This is a genomic window from Hoeflea sp. 108, assembly GCF_000372965.1.
Lineage (GTDB): Bacteria > Pseudomonadota > Alphaproteobacteria > Rhizobiales > Rhizobiaceae > Aminobacter.
This window is the reverse complement of record NZ_KB890024.1, coordinates 1,732,842-1,750,961: the sequence shown is the minus strand read 5'-3', so window position 1 is coordinate 1,750,961 and position 18,120 is coordinate 1,732,842. Positions and strand designations below refer to the sequence as shown.

General features: G+C 63.8%; 13 protein-coding genes and 1 pseudogene. 10 read left to right on the top strand and 4 right to left on the bottom strand.

What is annotated here, in order from left to right; translation table 11 throughout:
* Positions 1 to 65 precede the first annotated feature (65 nt).
* The 6 genes and pseudogenes from B015_RS0108480 to B015_RS0108455 all read left to right on the top strand — a co-directional run bounded on the left by B015_RS0108480 (position 66) and on the right by B015_RS0108455 (position 6,425).
* Complete coding sequence (locus B015_RS0108480) at positions 66 to 950, top strand: sugar ABC transporter permease (protein WP_018427257.1); 885 nt, start codon at positions 66 to 68, stop codon at positions 948 to 950.
* Positions 950 to 1,795 carry a carbohydrate ABC transporter permease gene (locus B015_RS0108475; RefSeq protein WP_018427256.1) on the top strand — a complete coding sequence of 282 codons (846 nt, stop codon included), beginning with the start codon at positions 950 to 952 and terminating at the stop codon, positions 1,793 to 1,795. The genes B015_RS0108480 and B015_RS0108475 overlap by 1 nt, the downstream gene beginning before the upstream one ends.
* Before the next feature lie 5 nt (positions 1,796 to 1,800).
* Positions 1,801 to 2,817, top strand: coding sequence for an SIS domain-containing protein (locus B015_RS0108470; RefSeq protein WP_026227035.1), 1,017 nt, complete (start codon positions 1,801 to 1,803; stop codon positions 2,815 to 2,817).
* Entirely contained in the window at positions 2,818 to 3,744 is a 927-nt protein-coding gene (locus B015_RS0108465; protein ID WP_018427254.1) for a PfkB family carbohydrate kinase, read from the top strand.
* Positions 3,744 to 4,828: pseudogene (ugpC, locus tag B015_RS30630) on the top strand (sn-glycerol-3-phosphate ABC transporter ATP-binding protein UgpC). Before B015_RS0108465 ends, ugpC begins: the two are co-directional and overlap by 1 nt.
* Before the next feature lie 304 nt (positions 4,829 to 5,132).
* The gene (locus tag B015_RS0108455) at positions 5,133 to 6,425 is read left to right on the top strand and encodes an NCS2 family permease (protein WP_018427253.1); all 1,293 of its coding nucleotides are present in this window, start codon (positions 5,133 to 5,135) and stop codon (positions 6,423 to 6,425) included.
* 69 nt (positions 6,426 to 6,494) lie between these two features.
* On the opposite strand, the gene B015_RS0108450 is transcribed toward B015_RS0108455, so the two are convergent.
* Positions 6,495 to 7,016 (bottom strand): cytochrome c, encoded by a 522-nt coding sequence (locus tag B015_RS0108450; RefSeq protein WP_018427252.1) that lies wholly within the window; start codon positions 7,014 to 7,016, stop codon positions 6,495 to 6,497.
* 546 nt (positions 7,017 to 7,562) lie between these two features.
* On the opposite strand from B015_RS0108450, the gene B015_RS0108445 reads away from it, so the two are divergent.
* From B015_RS0108445 to glpK, 4 genes are all read left to right on the top strand, one after another.
* The gene (locus B015_RS0108445) at positions 7,563 to 9,299 is read left to right on the top strand and encodes an ABC transporter permease subunit (RefSeq protein WP_018427251.1); all 1,737 of its coding nucleotides are present in this window, start codon (positions 7,563 to 7,565) and stop codon (positions 9,297 to 9,299) included.
* Between the two features lie 15 nt (positions 9,300 to 9,314).
* Complete coding sequence (locus B015_RS0108440; RefSeq protein WP_018427250.1) at positions 9,315 to 10,658, top strand: nitrate/sulfonate/bicarbonate ABC transporter ATP-binding protein; 1,344 nt, start codon at positions 9,315 to 9,317, stop codon at positions 10,656 to 10,658.
* A 360-nt stretch (positions 10,659 to 11,018) separates the two neighbouring features.
* Positions 11,019 to 12,545, top strand: coding sequence for a glycerol-3-phosphate dehydrogenase (gene glpD, locus B015_RS0108430; RefSeq protein WP_018427248.1), 1,527 nt, complete (start codon positions 11,019 to 11,021; stop codon positions 12,543 to 12,545).
* 127 nt (positions 12,546 to 12,672) lie between these two features.
* Complete coding sequence (gene glpK, locus B015_RS0108425) at positions 12,673 to 14,166, top strand: glycerol kinase GlpK (protein WP_018427247.1); 1,494 nt, start codon at positions 12,673 to 12,675, stop codon at positions 14,164 to 14,166.
* A 3-nt stretch (positions 14,167 to 14,169) separates the two neighbouring features.
* On the opposite strand, the gene B015_RS0108420 is transcribed toward glpK, so the two are convergent.
* From B015_RS0108420 to B015_RS0108410, 3 genes are all read right to left on the bottom strand, one after another.
* The gene (locus B015_RS0108420) at positions 14,170 to 15,246 is read right to left on the bottom strand and encodes a nitronate monooxygenase family protein (RefSeq protein WP_026227031.1); all 1,077 of its coding nucleotides are present in this window, start codon (positions 15,244 to 15,246) and stop codon (positions 14,170 to 14,172) included.
* A 26-nt stretch (positions 15,247 to 15,272) separates the two neighbouring features.
* Entirely contained in the window at positions 15,273 to 16,037 is a 765-nt protein-coding gene (locus B015_RS0108415) for a heme ABC transporter permease (RefSeq protein WP_018427245.1), read from the bottom strand.
* Positions 16,038 to 16,161: 124 nt separating this feature from the next.
* Positions 16,162 to 17,928: a glucan ABC transporter ATP-binding protein/ permease gene (locus B015_RS0108410; RefSeq protein WP_026227030.1), complete on the bottom strand. Its 1,767-nt coding sequence runs from the start codon at positions 17,926 to 17,928 to the stop codon at positions 16,162 to 16,164.
* Positions 17,929 to 18,120: the final 192 nt, after the last annotated feature.

Below are 18,120 nucleotides of genomic sequence, written 5' to 3'. Positions count from 1 at the left end.
CTGGTCCCAACACTCCGGGCGGCTTCGGCCGCCCGGCCCTTCCGGATGCTAAGAAGAGTCGCCGCATGACAGGCTCCTGGATGACGACTCGCGCATGGCTGCTGATGCTGCCGCTGCTCGTGGTCATGATATCGGTCATCGGCTGGCCACTGGTCGACACAGTCAGGCTCTCCTTCACTGACGCCAAGCTCGTCGGCACGGGCGGCAGTTTCGTCGGGCTCGACAACTACGCCAAGATGCTTTCGAGCCCGAACTTCCGGCGGACGCTGGTCACCACGACATGGTTTGCGGTGATTTCGGTGGCCGCCGAGATGGCGCTCGGCGTGCTCGCCGCATTGTTGCTCAACCAGCAATTCTACGGCCGCACCGTGCTGCGCGCACTGATGATCCTGCCCTGGGCACTGCCGACGGTGGTCAACGCGACGCTGTGGCGGCTCATCTACAATCCCGAATATGGCGCGCTGAACGCGGCACTCACCCAGATCGGCCTGCTCGACGCATACCGCTCCTGGCTGGGCGAACCCAACACCGCGCTTGCCGCGCTGATCGTCGCCGACTGCTGGAAAAACTTCCCGCTGGTGGCTTTGATCGCGCTCGCCGCACTTCAGGCCGTGCCGCGCGACATCACCGCCGCCTCGCTGGTCGACGGCGCCGGTCCGTTTTCGCGTTTCCGCTTCGTGATCCTGCCTTATCTTGCGGGGCCGCTGATGGTGGCGCTGGTGCTGCGTACCATCGAGGCCTTCAAGGTGTTCGACCTCATTTGGGTGATGACGCGCGGCGGCCCAGCGAACTCGACGCGCACCATGTCGATCCTCGTCTACCAGGAGGCATTTTCCTTCCAGCGGGCAGGCTCCGGCGCATCGCTGGCGCTCATCGTCACCTTGCTCGTCACGGTCCTTGCGCTCGCCTACGCTGCACTGGTCAGGAAAACAGCGGGGAGCGCCGCCTGATGGAACGCAAGAGCCTGCTGTTCACCTTCTTCATCCACGCTGCAGCGCTTGTGCTCGGCCTCATCGTCGTTGCACCGGTTCTGTGGCTGTTCGTCATGAGCATCTCGCCTGCCGCCGACCTCTCGGCCAGGCCGTTGCGCTGGTGGCCGCAGGAGATCGACTTCTCGCGCTACCGGATGCTGCTGTCGACGCTAGAGAACAGTGCGGGCGCCGCCTTCGTGGCATCGCTCTACAACAGCCTCCGCGTCGCCGGCATTGCGACGGTCGCAGCACTTGCGCTCTCCATCCCCGCCGGCTGGGCCGTGTCGCGCACGCCGGCGGTGGGCTGGTCGCTGTCGATGGTGATCGCAACCTACATGCTGCCACCAGTTGCGCTTGCCGTGCCGCTCTATATGGGGCTGTCCTGGCTTGGCCTGCTCAACAACGTCTTTGGGCTCGCACTGGTCTACCTGACCATCCTCGCTCCCTTCACCACCTGGCTGATGAAATCGGGATTCGACACCATCCCGCGCGAGATCGAGGCTGCGGCCATGATCGACGGGGCCAGCCTGTTCCAGACGCTGCGCATCGTCACCCTGCCGCTGGCAGCACCCGTTGTCGCCACGTCGGCGCTGTTTGCGCTGCTGCTTGCCTGGGATGAATTCTTCTATGCGTTGCTCTTCACCTCGGATTTGCGCGCCAAGACGCTGACGGTGGCGATCGCCGACCTCGCCGGTGGGCGCGTCTCCGACTACGGGCTGATCGCAACCGCCGGCGTGCTCGCGGCCCTTCCTCCTGTCCTGATCGGCCTCGTCATGCAGCGCGCACTGATATCAGGACTCACCAGTGGTGGCGTGAAAGGATGACCGACATGGCAAACCAGAAACCACGCCCGGCAGGCCTCGTGGCCATAGACAGGGAAATGGCGCGCCAGCATGGCGACGCACTTGCGTCCTTCGCCGAAGCCGCGGCGATGGCTGCAAGGATCGCCGCATCACTCGACAAAACAGGCAGGCTGCTGCTGCTCGGCATGGGCGGGTCGCACGCCGTCAACCGTGCGGTCGAACCGCTCTATCGGGCGCTCGGCATCGATGCCATCGCCATTCCGCTCTCCGAGCAACTCGGCGAGCCACTAACGATCGGCGGACGCACCGTGCTCATGACCTCGCAATCGGGCGAAAGTGCTGAGGTCGTGCGCTGGTTCACCGAGACCGGCGGCCATGCCGAGACTTTCGGACTGACGCTGGAGGCAGGCTCCTTTCTTGCCCGCGCAGCACCTTCTCTGGTCGGTGTCGGCGGCACCGAGCTCGCCTTTGCAGCGACGCGCAGCCTGACCGTCACGCTCGCGCTTCACCTCGCCATTCTCGCAGCTCTCGGCGAACACCCGAGCGGTGCGCTCGTGGCGCTCCAGGCGCCCGAAATCGTCGACATAGGCGCTGCACTCAACGCGTTGGGAGAGGTCGACACAGTCGTCACCTCGGGACGGCGCCTGCAGGGCGTGGCCGAGGCGCTGGCACTGGGACTGACCGAACTGTCGCGTCGCCCCTGTTTTTCGCTGGAAGGCGGTCAACTGCGCCACGGGCCGATGGAAATGCTGGGGCCGAAGATCGGCGTGGTGCTGTTTCGCGGCAAGGATCCGACCGCAGATCTGGTCACGGCGATGGCAGTCTCGGCTGTCGAAACCGGCGCGCCCGTCGTCATCTTCGATTCCTCCGGCGAAGCTCCAGTGGCAGGCGCGACCACGCTCACTTTTGGGGCAGCGACCGGCATGGCCGCCATCTTTGCAATGTTGCCCACCGCCCAACGCCTGATGATCGCCTTCGCCGACGCGCGGGTCGACAATGCCGGCACGCCGGTGCGCTCTACCAAGATCACCCGGAGCGAATGAATGCGGCCCCTGGCTGTCATCGGCAACGTCAATGTAGACCTCATTCTTGGCCCGACCGCGCCATGGCCGCAGGCGGGGACCGAGATCACCGTCGATCATGACGAACTCAGGGTCGGCGGCCAGGCCGGCAACACCGCGCTTGCCTGGCAAGCGCTTGGCGTCGATTTCGAGATTGCCGCCAATGTCGGCTCCGATCAGTTCGGCCACTGGCTGCGCGAGGCATTCGGGGATCGTTCTGCGCTGTGGCCGGCGCATGGCGACCGCACCACGCTGTCGGTCGGCATTACCCACCCGGATGGCGAGCGCACCTTCTTCACCACGCGCGGCCATCTGCCCGATTTCAGCCTGGTCGACGTCCATACGGTTCTCCAAGGCAAGCAACTGGCCGGCGGCTACGCCCTGCTTTGCGGCTCGTTCCTGACGCCACTTCTGGCACGCGACCACGACAAACTGTTCGACTGGACCCATGGTCGCGGCATCAAGCTGGTTCTCGACACGGGCTGGCCGCCCGACGGGTGGACGGAGGCGAACTGCGCCGTGACACGCGCCTGGCTGTCCCGTTGCGACTGCGCGCTGCTCAACGAGGTCGAGGCGACGACGTTGACCGGCATAACCGCCCCAGCCGATGCCGCGCGAGCCCTTCTGTCCGGCATGCCCAACGGTGCCATCGTCGTGGTCAAGTGCGGTCCGGGCGGTGCCATTGCCATCGGACCGGACGGCTTGCTTGTCTCGGCCTCCGCACCAAAGGTGACGGTCGTCGATACGATCGGCGCCGGCGACGTCTTCAATGCCGCCTTCCTCGCCGCCCTCGCCATGAACAGGCCTTTGGCCGACTGTCTCGCATCCGGCGTGCAGGTGGCCTCGCGTGCGATTTCCACCCTGCCCCGCAGCTATGGCGCGCTGCCGCCTTTCGAGAAAGCCGTTTGATGAGCGCCCTTGAAATCCAGAACATCCGCAAGAACTATGGCGCGGTCGAAACGCTGAAAGGCATCGATGTCGCGCTGGAAAGCGGCGAATTCCTCGTGCTTCTGGGTTCGTCCGGCTGCGGAAAATCGACGTTGCTCAACATCATCGCGGGGTTGGCGGAGGCGACGAGCGGCGACATCAGGATCGGCGGGCGGTCGGTGCTCGGCGTGCATCCGAAGGATCGGGACATCGCCATGGTGTTCCAGTCCTACGCGCTCTATCCGAACCTCAGCGTGGCCAGGAACATCGGTTTCGGGCTGGAGATGCGCAAGGTGCCGGTTGCCGAGCGCGACAAGGCGGTACGCGACGCCGCCAGCCTGCTGCAGATAGAGAACCTGCTCGAACGTAAGCCGAGCCAGCTTTCCGGCGGACAGCGCCAGCGCGTCGCCATCGGCCGCGCCTTGGTGCGCAAGCCGCAGGTGTTCCTGTTCGACGAACCGCTGTCGAACCTCGACGCCAAGCTCAGGCTGGAAATGCGCACCGAGCTCAAGCGCCTGCACCAGATGCTGAAGACGACAGTGGTCTATGTCACCCACGACCAGATCGAAGCGATGACGCTGGCGACCCGCATCGCTGTGATGAAGGACGGCCGGATCGAACAGCTCGGCACGCCAGAGGAGATCTACGACCACCCGGCGACACTGTATGTGGCAGGTTTCGTCGGCGCCCCGCCGATGAACATTCTCGACATCAAGGTCGACAACGGCTCACTGGCCATCGCCGGCTCCGACCTCAGGCTGCCATTGCCCGACCGGTTCAAGGCGGTGGCCCGCAACGGCACGCGGCTGGCGTTGGGCATAAGGCCGGAAGCACTCAGGCTGGCTTCGGCGGAGCCGTCATGCCGCCACGCCCTTCCGGTGCGAATCGAAGTCGTCGAACTGACCGGACCGAGCTTGTCATCACGGCCCGCATCGGCCAGCAAAAGCTCACTGCCTGCCTTGCGCCGCGCGCCAAGGTCAGCCAGGGTGACGCAACGACACTTGCGGTCGACGACGAGGCGTTGCACCTTTTCGACCCGGCCACCGGGCGCGCCTGCCTCGCATGAGGTCATCGTCCAAACGGTCGGGATCCATCAACAAAAACGCGAAACTGCTTCTAGGAACTGCCACTTGTGCGTTGAAAGCAACGGGCAGAAGTTAGGCCACGTTTGCGCGGGCAATCATGCCTTGCGCCATTTGTTGGCGGCAAGCCGGCTTGGGTGGAGGCGCCGTTGGGCGTGCCGGGTCGGTAATGAAGGGTAGCAGGAGTTCGGCAGGTACAGGCCCGCGGTCCGCGCTAGAATGCACGGTTCCTCAAGCCATCCTGCACCAGGACCAGGCTGCCCCTCGCCGCGTGGGAGGAAGCAAAGCGTGCTCGAGAAATATTTCGACCTGAAGCAACAGGGAACATCCGTCCGGACGGAGGTGATCGCAGGCATCACCACCTTCCTGACCATGTCCTACATCATCTTCGTCAACCCGGAGATCCTGTCGACGACAGGCATGGATCGCAATGCCGTTTTCGTCGCAACCTGTCTGGCGGCGGCCCTCGGCTCCATGATTATGGGCCTCGTAGCCAAGTGGCCCATCGGCATGGCGCCGGGCATGGGCCTGAACGCATTCTTCGCCTTCACCGTCGTCGGCGCCATGGGCTTTTCCTGGCAGCAGGCACTGGGTGCAGTGTTCATTTCCGGCGTCATCTTCCTGCTGCTGACAGTCAGCGGTGTGCGCAGCTGGCTGATCGCCGGCATCCCGCATTCGATGCGTAGCGCCATTGCCGCCGGCATCGGCATGTTCCTCGGCATCATCGCGCTGAAAAACTCAGGCATCGTCGCCGCAAGCCCCGCGACCTTCGTCACACTCGGCGACCTCAGCCAGACCGGCACGCTGCTCGCCATCGTCGGCTTCTTCATCATCGCTGCGCTCGACTCGCTCAAGATCCGCGGCGCGATCCTGATCGGTATCCTGGTCATCACGCTCGCCTCGATGGCGCTCGGCGTCAGCCAGTTCAACGGCATCGTCTCCATGCCGCCGTCGATCCTGCCGACCTTCCTGCAGCTCGACATCGTCGGCGCGCTGCATTCGGGCCTTGTGCATGTCATCCTGGTGTTCGTGCTCGTCGAAGTGTTCGACGCCACCGGCACGCTGATCGGCGTCGCCAAGCGCGCCGGCCTGATCGAGCAAGGCAAGCCGAACCGCCTCGGCCGCGCGCTTTTGGCCGACAGCACGGCCATCGTCGCCGGCTCGCTGCTCGGCACCTCGAGCACCACCGCATATGTCGAAAGCGCCTCGGGCGTCCAGGCAGGCGGCCGCACGGGCCTGACGGCAATCGTGATCTCGCTGCTGTTCCTGGCGGCCCTGTTCTTCTCGCCGCTTGCCGGCTCGGTGCCGGTCTATGCGACGGCGCCTGCCCTGCTCTATGTCGCGTGCCTGATGATGCGCGAACTGGTCGAGGTCGAATGGGCCGACATCACCGAAGCGGCGCCGGCAGCGCTGACAGCGCTGATGATGCCGTTCACCTACTCGATCGCCAACGGCCTCGCCTTCGGCTTCATCAGCTATGCCGCCCTGAAGACGCTGACCGGCCGGCCGCAGGACGTGCATCTGGCGACCTGGCTGGTGGCGGCACTGTTCGTCATCCGCTTCGCCTTCTTCGCGCATTGAGGCACTGACAAACGGGATCGCCGGAGGCTGTGTCAGCGGCCTCCGGCGATCTTTTTTTGGCCTCTCGCCTTACTTCGGGGCTTCGGCGGCAGTTTCGCCCGGCGGCAATATCCGGAACATGAAGGTTGTCGCCTTTTCGCCCGGCTTGACCGGGTCGGGCACCTTGTTTGAGACCGGCTTCACGCTCTGCAGGAAGGTGGCAATTGCATTGGCATCCTCAGGCGTCAGCTGCGCGAAGGCATGCCAGGGCATAATCGGCGCCAGCTCGCGCCCATCCGGACGACGGCCCGTCTGGATCGCCGCGACGATCTGCTCTTTCGTCCAGCTGCCGATGCCTGTTTCCTTGTCCGGCGTGATGTTGCGTCCGACAAAAACGCCCATGCCCGGGATCTCGAAACCGACATCCGATCCACCGAGAAACTTGGCGTCGTCGGGTTTTCCGAAGAAGTAGCCCGGCGTGTGGCAATCATTGCAGCCGCTGATGGTTACGAGATACTCGCCCCGCGCCACCCCAGCGTCGGCTGCCGAAGCGCCCGACGACAGCACGGATGCCGCAGCCAAGAATGCAAGTCCAATCGGTGTCCGATACATCGCATCACCCCTTGTCTTTCCTGATTTCTGGCTTGATTTCTGGTCGACCTCGCAAACCCGCCGCAACTTGCCCTCTCCTCCGGTGCAGGGCCATCGGGAGAGCCAATTCTTCGCATTATTAGCAATTGCTGAAAAGACCTGACGCCGGCGCATTCGACCGTGTCGGCCGTCTCCCCGAAGCCACGGAAATTTCTTCAAGATTCAACTTGACGATGAATTGGTGCAGCGCGATATACCACCGTGCCGGCCACAGATGTCGGCGGTAACTCAGGATAGCTCCGTTAATGGACAGTTCCAGTCGATCTAGCATCAGCCTGCTCGCTACGGCGTCGCGAATCTGACCGACTGCGTCCGGTTCACCCGTCCGCCGGCAGGCACAGGACATGAGGTGAACTATGCGGACACTCATCTTCCGCATCATACAACCCGCCCTCCGGTCTGTTGACCTCGGGGATCGAATAGGTCGTTGACGCTGCCGCTTATGCGGCAGTCGCCGGCTGCGCATGGCCGCAGCCCAGCCCTCATTCGATTTCAGGTTGTACGACTATGACCATGCATCATCCGGCTCTGGAGGCCGGCCGTCGGCAGCGCTATGTTCCCAATCTCTGGGACGCGCTGGCCTTCGGCCTCGTCTTTGGCGGCCTCATCCTCCTCATCCAGGGCGGCCGCGACACACTCGCGCCGCTCACCAGCCTCGACCACGCGCCTATCTCGCTCGATCCGGCGATGCTGCCCGAATATGCGCTGCGGACGACCATGCGCATGCTGGCGGCGATCGTGGCATCGCTCGTCTTCACCTTGGCCTACGGCGCGCTCGCGGCCAAAAGCCGGCGCGCCGAAATGGTGTTGATCCCCCTGCTCGACATCCTCCAGTCGGTGCCTGTGCTGGGCTTCTTGTCCTTCACCGTCGTCGGCTTCATGGCGCTGTTCCCCGGCCAGGTGCTGGGGGTCGAGCTCGCAGCGATCTTCGCCATATTCACGAGCCAGGCCTGGAATATGACCTTCAGCTTCTACCAGTCGCTGAAGACGGTACCGGGCGACCTCGACGAAGCTTCGCGCAGCTTCCGCCTTACCTCCTGGCAGCGGTTCTGGCGGCTCGAAGTGCCGTTTTCCATGCCCGGGCTGGTCTGGAACACCATGATGTCGATGTCAGGCGGCTGGTTCTTCGTCGTTGCCTCCGAGGCGATTTCGGTCGGCAACACGACGATCACGCTGCCCGGCATCGGCTCCTATGTGGCGCTGGCTATCCAGCAGCAGAACCTGGCGGCGGTCGCCTGGGCGGTTGGCGCGATGCTCGCCGTCATTCTGATCTACGACCAGCTGCTGTTCAGACCGCTGGTTGCCTGGGGCGACAAGTTCAGGGTCGAACAATCAGCCAGCGGCACGGCTCCGCGCTCCTGGCTGCTTGTCGCCGTGCGCCGCACCCGCGTCTTCCAGATCATGATGCAGCCTTTCCGCACCGTGCTCGGCAGTCTGCCGCGCCAGCGCTTCGCCATCCCGGCAGCGATGCCGAAGAAGGTCGATACATGGCTGTCGGGCGTCTGGGCCGACCGCATCTGGATAGCGCTTGTGCTCGCCGCCTCGGCCTACATGCTCTGGCTCATCATAGGCTTCATCGCCACCGAACTCGCCTGGGCCGAAGTTGCCAAGGTGTTCGGGCTCGGTGTGATCACCATGCTGCGCGTTATCGTGCTGATGGCGCTCGCCAGCGTGATCTGGGTTCCCATCGGCGTGTGGATCGGGCTTAGGCCGCGCATCGCCGAGCGGGTGCAGCCGCTGGCCCAGTTCCTGGCGGCCTTCCCGGCCAACATCGTGTTCCCGTTCGCGGTCGTTGCCATCGTGCGGCTCGGGCTCAACCCCGATGTGTGGCTGTCGCCGCTGATGGTGCTCGGAACGCAGTGGTACATCCTGTTCAACGTCATCGCTGGCGCAAGCGCGTTTCCCAACGACCTCAAGGAAGCGGCGGCGACCTTCCGCATCCGCGGCTGGTACTGGTGGCGCAAGGTCATCCTGCCGGGGATATTCCCCTATTATGTGACCGGCGCGATCACCGCGAGCGGCGGCTCCTGGAACGCCTCTATCGTTGCCGAGGTGGCGAGCTGGGGCAGCACCACGCTCAGGGCACATGGCCTCGGCGCCTACATCGCCGGCGCCACGGAGGCAGGCGACTATCCGCGCATCGTGCTCGGCATCGCCGTGATGTCCATCTTCGTCATCATGTTCAACAGGCTTCTGTGGCGACCGCTCTACACCTTTGCCGCCCGTCGCCTGCGTCTCGATTGAGGAAAGGAATTTCCCATGAACACCCTTGAACTCAACAACATCCGCGCTAACACCTCCACCGCTCCCCTGGTCGACATCAACGGCGTCCGTCAGGTCTATCACAAGGGCGACAATGTCGATCTCGTCGTGCTCGACGACGTCTCGCTCAGCATCCACGAAGGCGAGATAGTCGGCCTGCTCGGCCGCTCGGGCTCAGGTAAGTCGACGCTGCTGCGCGTGCTTTCCGGGCTTGTCATGCCGACCAGCGGCGACGTGCGCTGGCGCGGCACACCGGTGTCGGGCCCCTGCGAAGGCATCTCCATGGTCTTCCAGAGCTTTGCCTTGTTCCCGTGGCTGACCGTGCTCGAAAACGTCGAGATCGGGCTCGAGGCGCTGGGCGTGCCGGCGGCCGAGCGGCGTCGCCGCGCCATCGAGGCGATCGACCTGATCGGCCTCGACGGTTTTGAAAGCGCCTATCCGAAGGAGCTTTCGGGTGGCATGCGCCAGCGTGTCGGCTTTGCCCGGGCGCTCGTCGTACATCCGCGTCTGATGCTGATGGATGAGCCCTTCTCGGCGCTCGACGTGCTGACGGCAGAGACGCTGCGTACCGACCTGATCGATCTCTGGATCGAAGGCCGGCTGCCGATCAAGTCGATCCTGATGGTGACGCACAACATCGAGGAGGCGGTGCTGATGTGCGACCGTATCCTGATCTTCTCGTCCAATCCCGGGCGCGTGGCGGCCGAAATCAAGATCGACCTGCCGCATCCGCGTGACCGTGCAGACCCCACCTTCCGGCAGTTGGTCGACGACATCTATGCGCGGATGACCCAGCGCACACCGGCGGAGAAGGCTGAAAAGCGCGCGGGCGACGGCTTTGCCGGGACCGGCATCGGCATGGCGCTGCCACGTATCTCGACCAACCTGCTGTCCGGCCTGATGGAAGCGCTCGATGCCCCGCCCTACAAGGGCAAGGCCGACCTTCCAGACCTGGCAGCCACGCTGCAGATGGAGGTGGATGAGCTGTTCCCGATCGCCGAGACGCTGCAGCTCATGCGTTTTGCCGAGATGGCCGAAGGCGACATGCAGCTGACCGAGGTCGGCCAGCATTTCGTCGATTCGGACGTGGATGGCCGCAAGCGCCTGTTTGCCGAGCACCTGGTCGCCTATGTGCCGCTGGCGGCAATGATCCGACGGGTTCTGGACGAACGCCCGAGCCATCGCGCGCCTTTCACGCGCTTCTCGGAGGAACTCGAGGACCACATGTCCGAAGAGCAGGCGGAAGATACGCTGCGGGCGATCATCTCCTGGGGCCGCTATGCCGAGCTGTTCGGCTATGACGAGCACATCGGTCAGTTCAACCTCGAGAACCCCGCCTGAGCAGGCGCAGCAAGTCAGATCGGGCCGGCGCAACGCACAATGCGCGCCGGCCCAGTCTTTTGCACGGCCGAAGATTTTCGTTTTCACCCATCCGCGCAAAAAACGAAAGCCACAACACGTATACCTACATTAGGCCCCAGCCGTTTGATTTTGCGAAAAAGCATGGAGTAATCCTGCATTCCAGGGAGATCGAAGGCCATCGACATGCCGACCGGCATACCTATCGCCTCATGCCCCTCTTCGCACTGAATTCGCCGCGAACGTCGGAATATTTCGTTTGACATTCGTTATAGGTTCGAAATAATCCAATCAAAGTTTCGCACCGGCCGGAATTGCTGCACTGCGAAGCAAGGCGAAGACATGAGCATGCCCGGAATGCACGACATTTTTGTCATTGGCGGCGGTATCAATGGCTGTGGCATCGCTCGCGACGCCGTCGGCCGCGGCTACTCGGTCTACCTCGCCGAAATGGACGACCTGGCCTCCGGCACGTCGTCCTGCTCGACCAAGCTGATCCATGGCGGCCTGCGCTACCTGGAGCACTACGAGTTCCGTCTCGTGCGCGAAGCGCTGATGGAACGCGAGGTGCTGTGGAAGAACGCCCCCCACATTATCTGGCCGATGCGCTTCGTGTTGCCCTACGCCAAGGGGCTGCGGCCTGCCTGGCTGATCCGTCTCGGGCTTTTCCTCTACGACCATATCGGCGGACGCAAGCTGCTGCCGGCAACGCGCACGCTCGACATGCGCGCGGATGCCGCCGGCAAGCCGCTGAAGCCGATGTTCAGGCGCGCCTTCGAATATTCCGACGGCTGGGTCAACGATGCGCGACTGGTGGTGCTCAACGCCCGCGACGCGGCGGACAAGGGTGCCGTGATCCGCACTCGCGCGAAGGTGACGGGCGCGCGCCGCGAGAACGGCCACTGGGTCGTGAGCGTCGAGGACAGGCGCACGGGCAGCGTCGAGGAAATTGAGGCACGGCTGCTTGTCAATGCGGCCGGTCCCTGGATCGATCATGTGATCGCCGACACGCTGGGAAAGCAGAACGTCCACAATGTGCGGCTGGTCCAGGGCAGCCACATCATCTTGCGCAAGAAGTTCGACGATCCCCGCGCCTATTTCTTTCAGAACAAGGACGGGCGGATCATTTTCGCCATCCCTTACGAGGAAGAGTTCACGCTGATCGGCACGACTGATCGCGACTATCTGGGCGATCCGCATACGGCCAGGATCACCCAGGCCGAGATCGACTATCTCTGCAACGCGGCAAGCGAATATTTCGCCGAACCGGTGAAGCCAGAGCACATCGTCTGGACCTATTCCGGCGTGCGTCCGCTCTATGACGACGGCGCCAGCAAGGCCCAGGAAGCGACCCGCGACTACGTGCTCAAGGCCGAAGGCGACGACGGACAGGCTCCGATCGTCAACATCTTCGGCGGCAAGATCACCACCTACCGCCGTCTGGCGGAGTCGATGCTCGAGATCATCGAAAAGCGCATCGGCAAGAAGGGCAAAGCCTGGACTGCGGTTGCGCCGCTGCCCGGCGGCGACTTCGAGGCCACTGCCTTCGACGCCCAGGTGACGAAGCTGAGGTCCGCCTATCCATTCCTCGAACTGCGTGTCGCGCGCCGCTTGACCCGGCTCTACGGCACGCGGGCGACGGTCCTGCTCGGAAGCGCCACCTCGGAAGCAGACCTCGGGCGCGACTTCGGCGCCGAACTCTACGAGGCCGAGGTCCGCTATCTGGTCAAGCACGAATGGGCCCTCACCGCCGAAGACATTCTCTGGCGCCGTACCAAGCGCGGCCTTAAGCTCGGTAAGGAGCAAGCGGCCGAACTCGAGGACTTCCTGCGGGGAATCGGCTCGAAGGCCGGCAGCGTCGCTGCCTGAGGCAGCCTGATGAAGCCGGCAACTTGCCGACACTGCTCAACCACAGCTATTGAAAGCGGGGGCGCAGGGCGTCCGGGCCAGGTAACGGGACGGAGGCGTTGCCGGGCGTCTGATGGCAGGAGGGGACATGAGCGGTTTCGTTTTGGCGATCGACCAGGGAACCACGTCGAGCCGGGCAATCGTGTTCGACGCGACCATGAAGCCTGTGGGTGTCGGCCAGAAGGAGTTCACCCAGTATTTTCCGGCGTCCGGCTGGGTCGAGCACGATCCAGAGGAGATCTGGGGCAGCGTCGTCGCCACCTGCAGGACCGCGCTCAAGAAAGCCGACAGGACTGCTGCCGAAATCGCGGCCATCGGCATCACCAACCAGCGCGAAACCGTGGTTATCTGGGACAAGGCGACAGGCAAGCCGATCCACAAAGCCATCGTCTGGCAGGACCGGCGAACAGCCCCCCTTTGCGCCAGGCTCAAGAAGCAGGGCTTTGAGCCCAGGTTCACCCGCAAGACAGGGCTTCTGCTCGATCCCTATTTTTCCGGCACCAAGATCGCCTGGCTGCTCGACCATGTGAAGGGCGCGCGCAAGCGAGCCGAGCGCGGCGAATTGCTCGCCGGCACCATCGATTGCTTCCTGATCTGGCGCCTGACCGGCGGCAAGGTGCATGCGACCGACGCGACTAATGCCTCGCGCACGCTCGTCTACAACATCGAGAAGAACCAATGGGATGCCGAGCTGCTCGATATCCTTAGGATCCCCGCCTCTCTGCTGCCCGAGGTGAAGGACTGCGCCGACGACTATGGCGTGACCGAGAAGACGCTGTTCGGCGCCGAAATCCCGATCCTCGGCGTTGCCGGCGACCAGCAGGCAGCCACAATCGGCCAGGCCTGCTTCGAACCGGGGATGATGAAGTCGACCTATGGCACGGGCTGCTTTGCCATCCTCAACACCGGCAGCGACATCGTGCGTTCGAAGAACCGGCTTTTGACCACCATCGCCTACCGGCTCGACGGCAAGACGACCTATGCGCTGGAAGGCTCGATCTTCATTGCAGGCGCTGCCGTGCAATGGCTGCGCGACGGCATCAAGGTGATCGGCAAGGCCGAGCACAGCGGCGAACTGGCGGCCAGTGCCGACGATACCCAGCAGGTCTATCTCGTGCCGGCCTTCGTCGGACTTGGCGCGCCGCATTGGGACGCCGAGGCGCGCGGCGCCATCTTCGGGCTGACCCGCAACAGCGGACCAGCCGAGTTCGCGCGCGCCGCACTCGAATCCGTCGCCTACCAGACGCGCGATCTGCTCGACGCCATGAAGAAGGACTGGAAGACCAGCAACGGCAAGACGGTGCTGCGCGTCGATGGCGGCATGGTCGCATCTGACTGGACCATGCAGCACCTCGCCGACATTCTGGACGCCCCGGTCGACCGGCCGACGGTGCTCGAAACCACAGCATTGGGAGCTGCCTGGCTAGCCGGCTCGCGCGCCGGCGTCTGGCCAAAGGCCGCGCAATTCGCCAAGGCCTGGGCGCTGGACCGCCAATTCAAGCCGGCGATGGACGCCAAAATTCGCGGAACGAAGCTGAAGGGTTGGCGCGACGCGGTGCGGCGGACGCTGACGACGGTCTGACGATCACCTGCCGAAGCGGGCCAACATGGCCAGCGCCTCGTCGGCGAGCCGGCGCGTCAACTCACCTGCCGGCATTTCGCGACCGAGCCGTGCCGCCTGCCCCGACCACAGCGACATGAAATCGCCGGAACCCTTCGGTTCAGACGCTGCCCTGAGCGGCGCAAGCGCTCCGCCGGCGAGCGGAAATGCCGGTGCGTCCTTCGAAAGCGGCCCAACCTCGCGCATGATGCGATTGACGATGCCGCGTGCCGGCCTACCGGTGAAGACATTGGTCAGCGCGGTGTGGTCGTCCTTCGCCGACTTCAGCGCTGCCTTGTGCGGCGCGGGCATCTTGGCCTCGGGACAGAACAGATAGGCGGTGCCGACCTGCACCGCAGACGCCCCAAGGGCAAAGGCTGCGACAATGCCGCGTGCATCTGCAATGCCGCCTGCGGCGATGACGGGAACGCGTACAGCGTCGACCACCTGCGGCACCAGCGCGAAGGTACCGGGCTGGTTGGCGACGTCGTCGGCCAGGAAGATGCCGCGATGGCCGCCTGCCTCCGCGCCCTGGGCGATGATGGCGTCGCAGCCCCTCGCCTCCAGCCAGACGGCCTCATCGGTGGTGGTCGCCGACGACAGCACTTTGGCTCCCGTCGCCTTGACTCTGTCCAACAGAGCTTCGTCCGGCAGGCCGAAATGGAAGCTCACCACCTCTGGTCGGAATTCCTCGACGATGGCGCAGAACTCGTCGTCGAACGGCGCACGTGCCGAGCGCGGCGCCGGCGCATTCGGATCGAGGCCGAGTTCGACATAATAGGGTTCGAGCAGCTTCTTCCAGCCCGCCTCGCGCGCTAGATCGTCCTTGGGCTGCTGGTGGCAGAAGAAATTGACGTTGATCGGGCGCGAGGTTCGCTGCCCGATGATGCCGAGTTCGGTTCGCGCCCTCTCGGGCGTTATCAGCGCACAAGGCAGGCCGCCGAGGCCACCGGCCTCGGACACCGCAATTACCATTTCGGAATTGACAGGCCCGGCCATCGGAGCTTGCAGGATTGGAAGGTCGAGGCCCAGGAGATCAAGAATTCGACGATCGGGCCACATGGCAGCTTCCTTCCGTTGTCAGGGCATCAGCCCTGCTGGCGCTCCGCCCTCCGGGCAGCGATCTGCCGCATCGCCATGACGCGGCGGCGCCAAATTTCGGTGCGCATCGCCATTAGATGCAGAGTGAAGAACAGAAGGGTAAAGCCAAGCGCCATGGTCATCAGGGGCCAGAGCATGCTCGGGTCGATGGTCGAACCGCCCATGCGGAATACCGACGCCGGCTGATGCAGCGTATTCCACCATTCGACCGAAAACTTGATGATCGGGATGTTGATGAAGCCGACCAAAGTGATGACCGCAGCGGCGCGCGCCGAACGCGCGGGATCGTCGAGCGCGCGGGTCAGCGCGATGATGCCGAGATACATCAGAAACAGCACGAAGACCGATGTCAGGCGCGCATCCCACACCCACCATGTTCCCCACATGGGTTTGCCCCAGATCGAACCGGTGAGCAAAGCCAAAGCCGTGAACACTGCACCTACCGGGGCGGCTGACTTCAACGCCACGTCGGCGAGCGGATGGCGCCAGACCAGCGTACCCAGCGCCGAAATCGCCATGACCGAATAGCACATCATCGCGAGCCAGGCGAAGGGCACGTGGATGTACATGATGCGGACGGTGATGCCCTGCTGGTAGTCGGCAGGCGCAGTGAAGGCGAGATAGAGGCCGACCGCCAGGACGACAGCGGAAGCCGCGGCGAGCCAGGGCACGACGCGGTCGACGAGGCCGATGAAGCGCGTCGGGTTGGCAAGATCGCTGAAACGCCAAGTCTGCGAGGTCGTCTGGGTCATGGACGCTAAATAACCGCCACAAGGGCGCTCCGCAATCTGTTCAGAAGTCGCGGTCCCAATAGAAATAGGGCGCCTGCGATATCATCGAGGCGCCCTATTGCATTTCAATGAGCCTAGCGAACCGTCAGGCCGCAGCCTCGACATGCGTCACGCGACGGACTTCCTCGTCGTTCAGCAACCCGCCGGCCCGCAGCAGCGAGGCAAAGCGGCCGTTGCGAGCCGAGAGTTCGGCAAAGCCACCCATCTCGACGACTTCGCCATGGTCCATGAACACGACCAGGTCGGCGTCGCGAACGGTGCTGAGGCGGTGGGCGATGATGAAGGTGGTCCGGCCATCACGCAGCATGTCGATGGCGTCCTTGACCCGATTTTCGGTCTCGACGTCGAGCGCGCTGGTCGCCTCGTCGAGCACCAGGATCGGCGCGCTTTTGAGGATGGCGCGGGCGATAGCGATACGCTGGCGTTCGCCGCCCGACAGCGCGCCACCGCGCTCGCCGACCTTGGTGTCGTAACCTTCGCTCTTGGACAGGATGAAGTCCTGGGCCGCTGCGGCGTTGGCCGCGGCATGGACTTCCTCGTTGGTGGCGCTCGAGCGGCCGACGCGGATGTTGTCCTCAATCGAGCGGTTAAGCAGACCGGCGTCCTGGAAGACGGTGGCGATCGAATGGCGCAGCGATTTGCGGGTCACGGTGCGGGTATCGATGCCATCGATCAGGATGCGACCCTGCTCGGGCGTGTAGACACGCTGCAGCAGGTTGATGAGCGTGGTCTTGCCCGCGCCCGTCGGGCCGACGATGGCGACCGTCTGGCCGGCGCGGACCTCGAAGGAGACATCGCGTACGCCCTGCCCCGAATTCGGGAACTCGAAGTTGACGTTCTCGAAGCGGACATGGCCGGTGACGTTTTCCAGTTCGCGCAGGCCATCGGGTTCGCGATGATCGGCAGCGGAATCTTCGAGGCGATAGAACTCCTCCAGCTTCGAGCGTGCGTCGAAGATCTGATTGACGAAGTTCGACACCTGGTCGAGGCGGCTGATGAGCAGCGAGGCGAAGCCGGTGAAGGCAACGATATCGCCGATGCGCAGCTGGCCATGGGTCACCAGATAGGCGCCGATGAGCAGCACGACCATCATCGAGATCGTCGAGGCGAGCCTGTGCATGGCGGATGCCAGCGCCCACCAGTCGAGAACAGGGTTCTGGGCCGTGATCAGGTTGTGCACGTAGCCACGCAACGCCTCGGTTTCCTGGCCAACGCGGTTGTAGCTCTGCAGCACGGCGACGTTGCTGACCGAATCCGAGACGTGGGAGAAGACCTTGTGATGGTGGCGCTCGACGGTCGCCTGGCCCTCCTTGGTCTTGCGCATGACTATGCGGCCGATGACGATGTAGAGCACGCCCAGCGCAATCAGCACCAGCGTCATGCGAACATCCAGCGAGAAGGCCGTCGGCACGAGCAGCGTCAGCGCCACGGCGGTCGCCAGGTGCGTGCGCATGAATTCGAGCCAGAGCGTGAACAGCGAGTCGACCGCGCGCAGCAGCGTGTGCAGCGAATGCGAGGTGCCGCGTTGCTGGTGCCAGGCGAGCGGCATGGTGACGACGCGCTCGAAGGACTGGCAGAGCACCTCGCCGCGACGCTTGTGGGCTAGGCGGTCGGCGCCGCGGGCCACGAGCACGAAGGCGACGATGTTGAACGCGCCAAAGCTCGCCCACAGCGCCATCGTCGGAATGACCTCAGTCTTTCCAGCAATGGCGTCGATGATACGCCCGAACAGAATTGGCTCAGCGATAGTAACGACCGCCAACACAACGTTGGCGGCGCAGATCAAGCCTACCTTCTTGCCATCGGCGGCAAGGTAGCGGAGGGCTCTCCAATAAACCTCAAGCAACGACACTTTGGTACCCCTTGAGTCCCGTCCGTCCCTTTATTGTGCACTGCACAATTGGCCGATAGATAGCGACCGCTTGTCCGCAAGACAATGCGCTCATAGCCGTTGAGTTCAAAAATTTCGAACAAAACATTTCAACGACCGGTAATCTGGTGTGATGCGATAAAGAATTGAGAACTAACGAAAAAAGCCATCGTT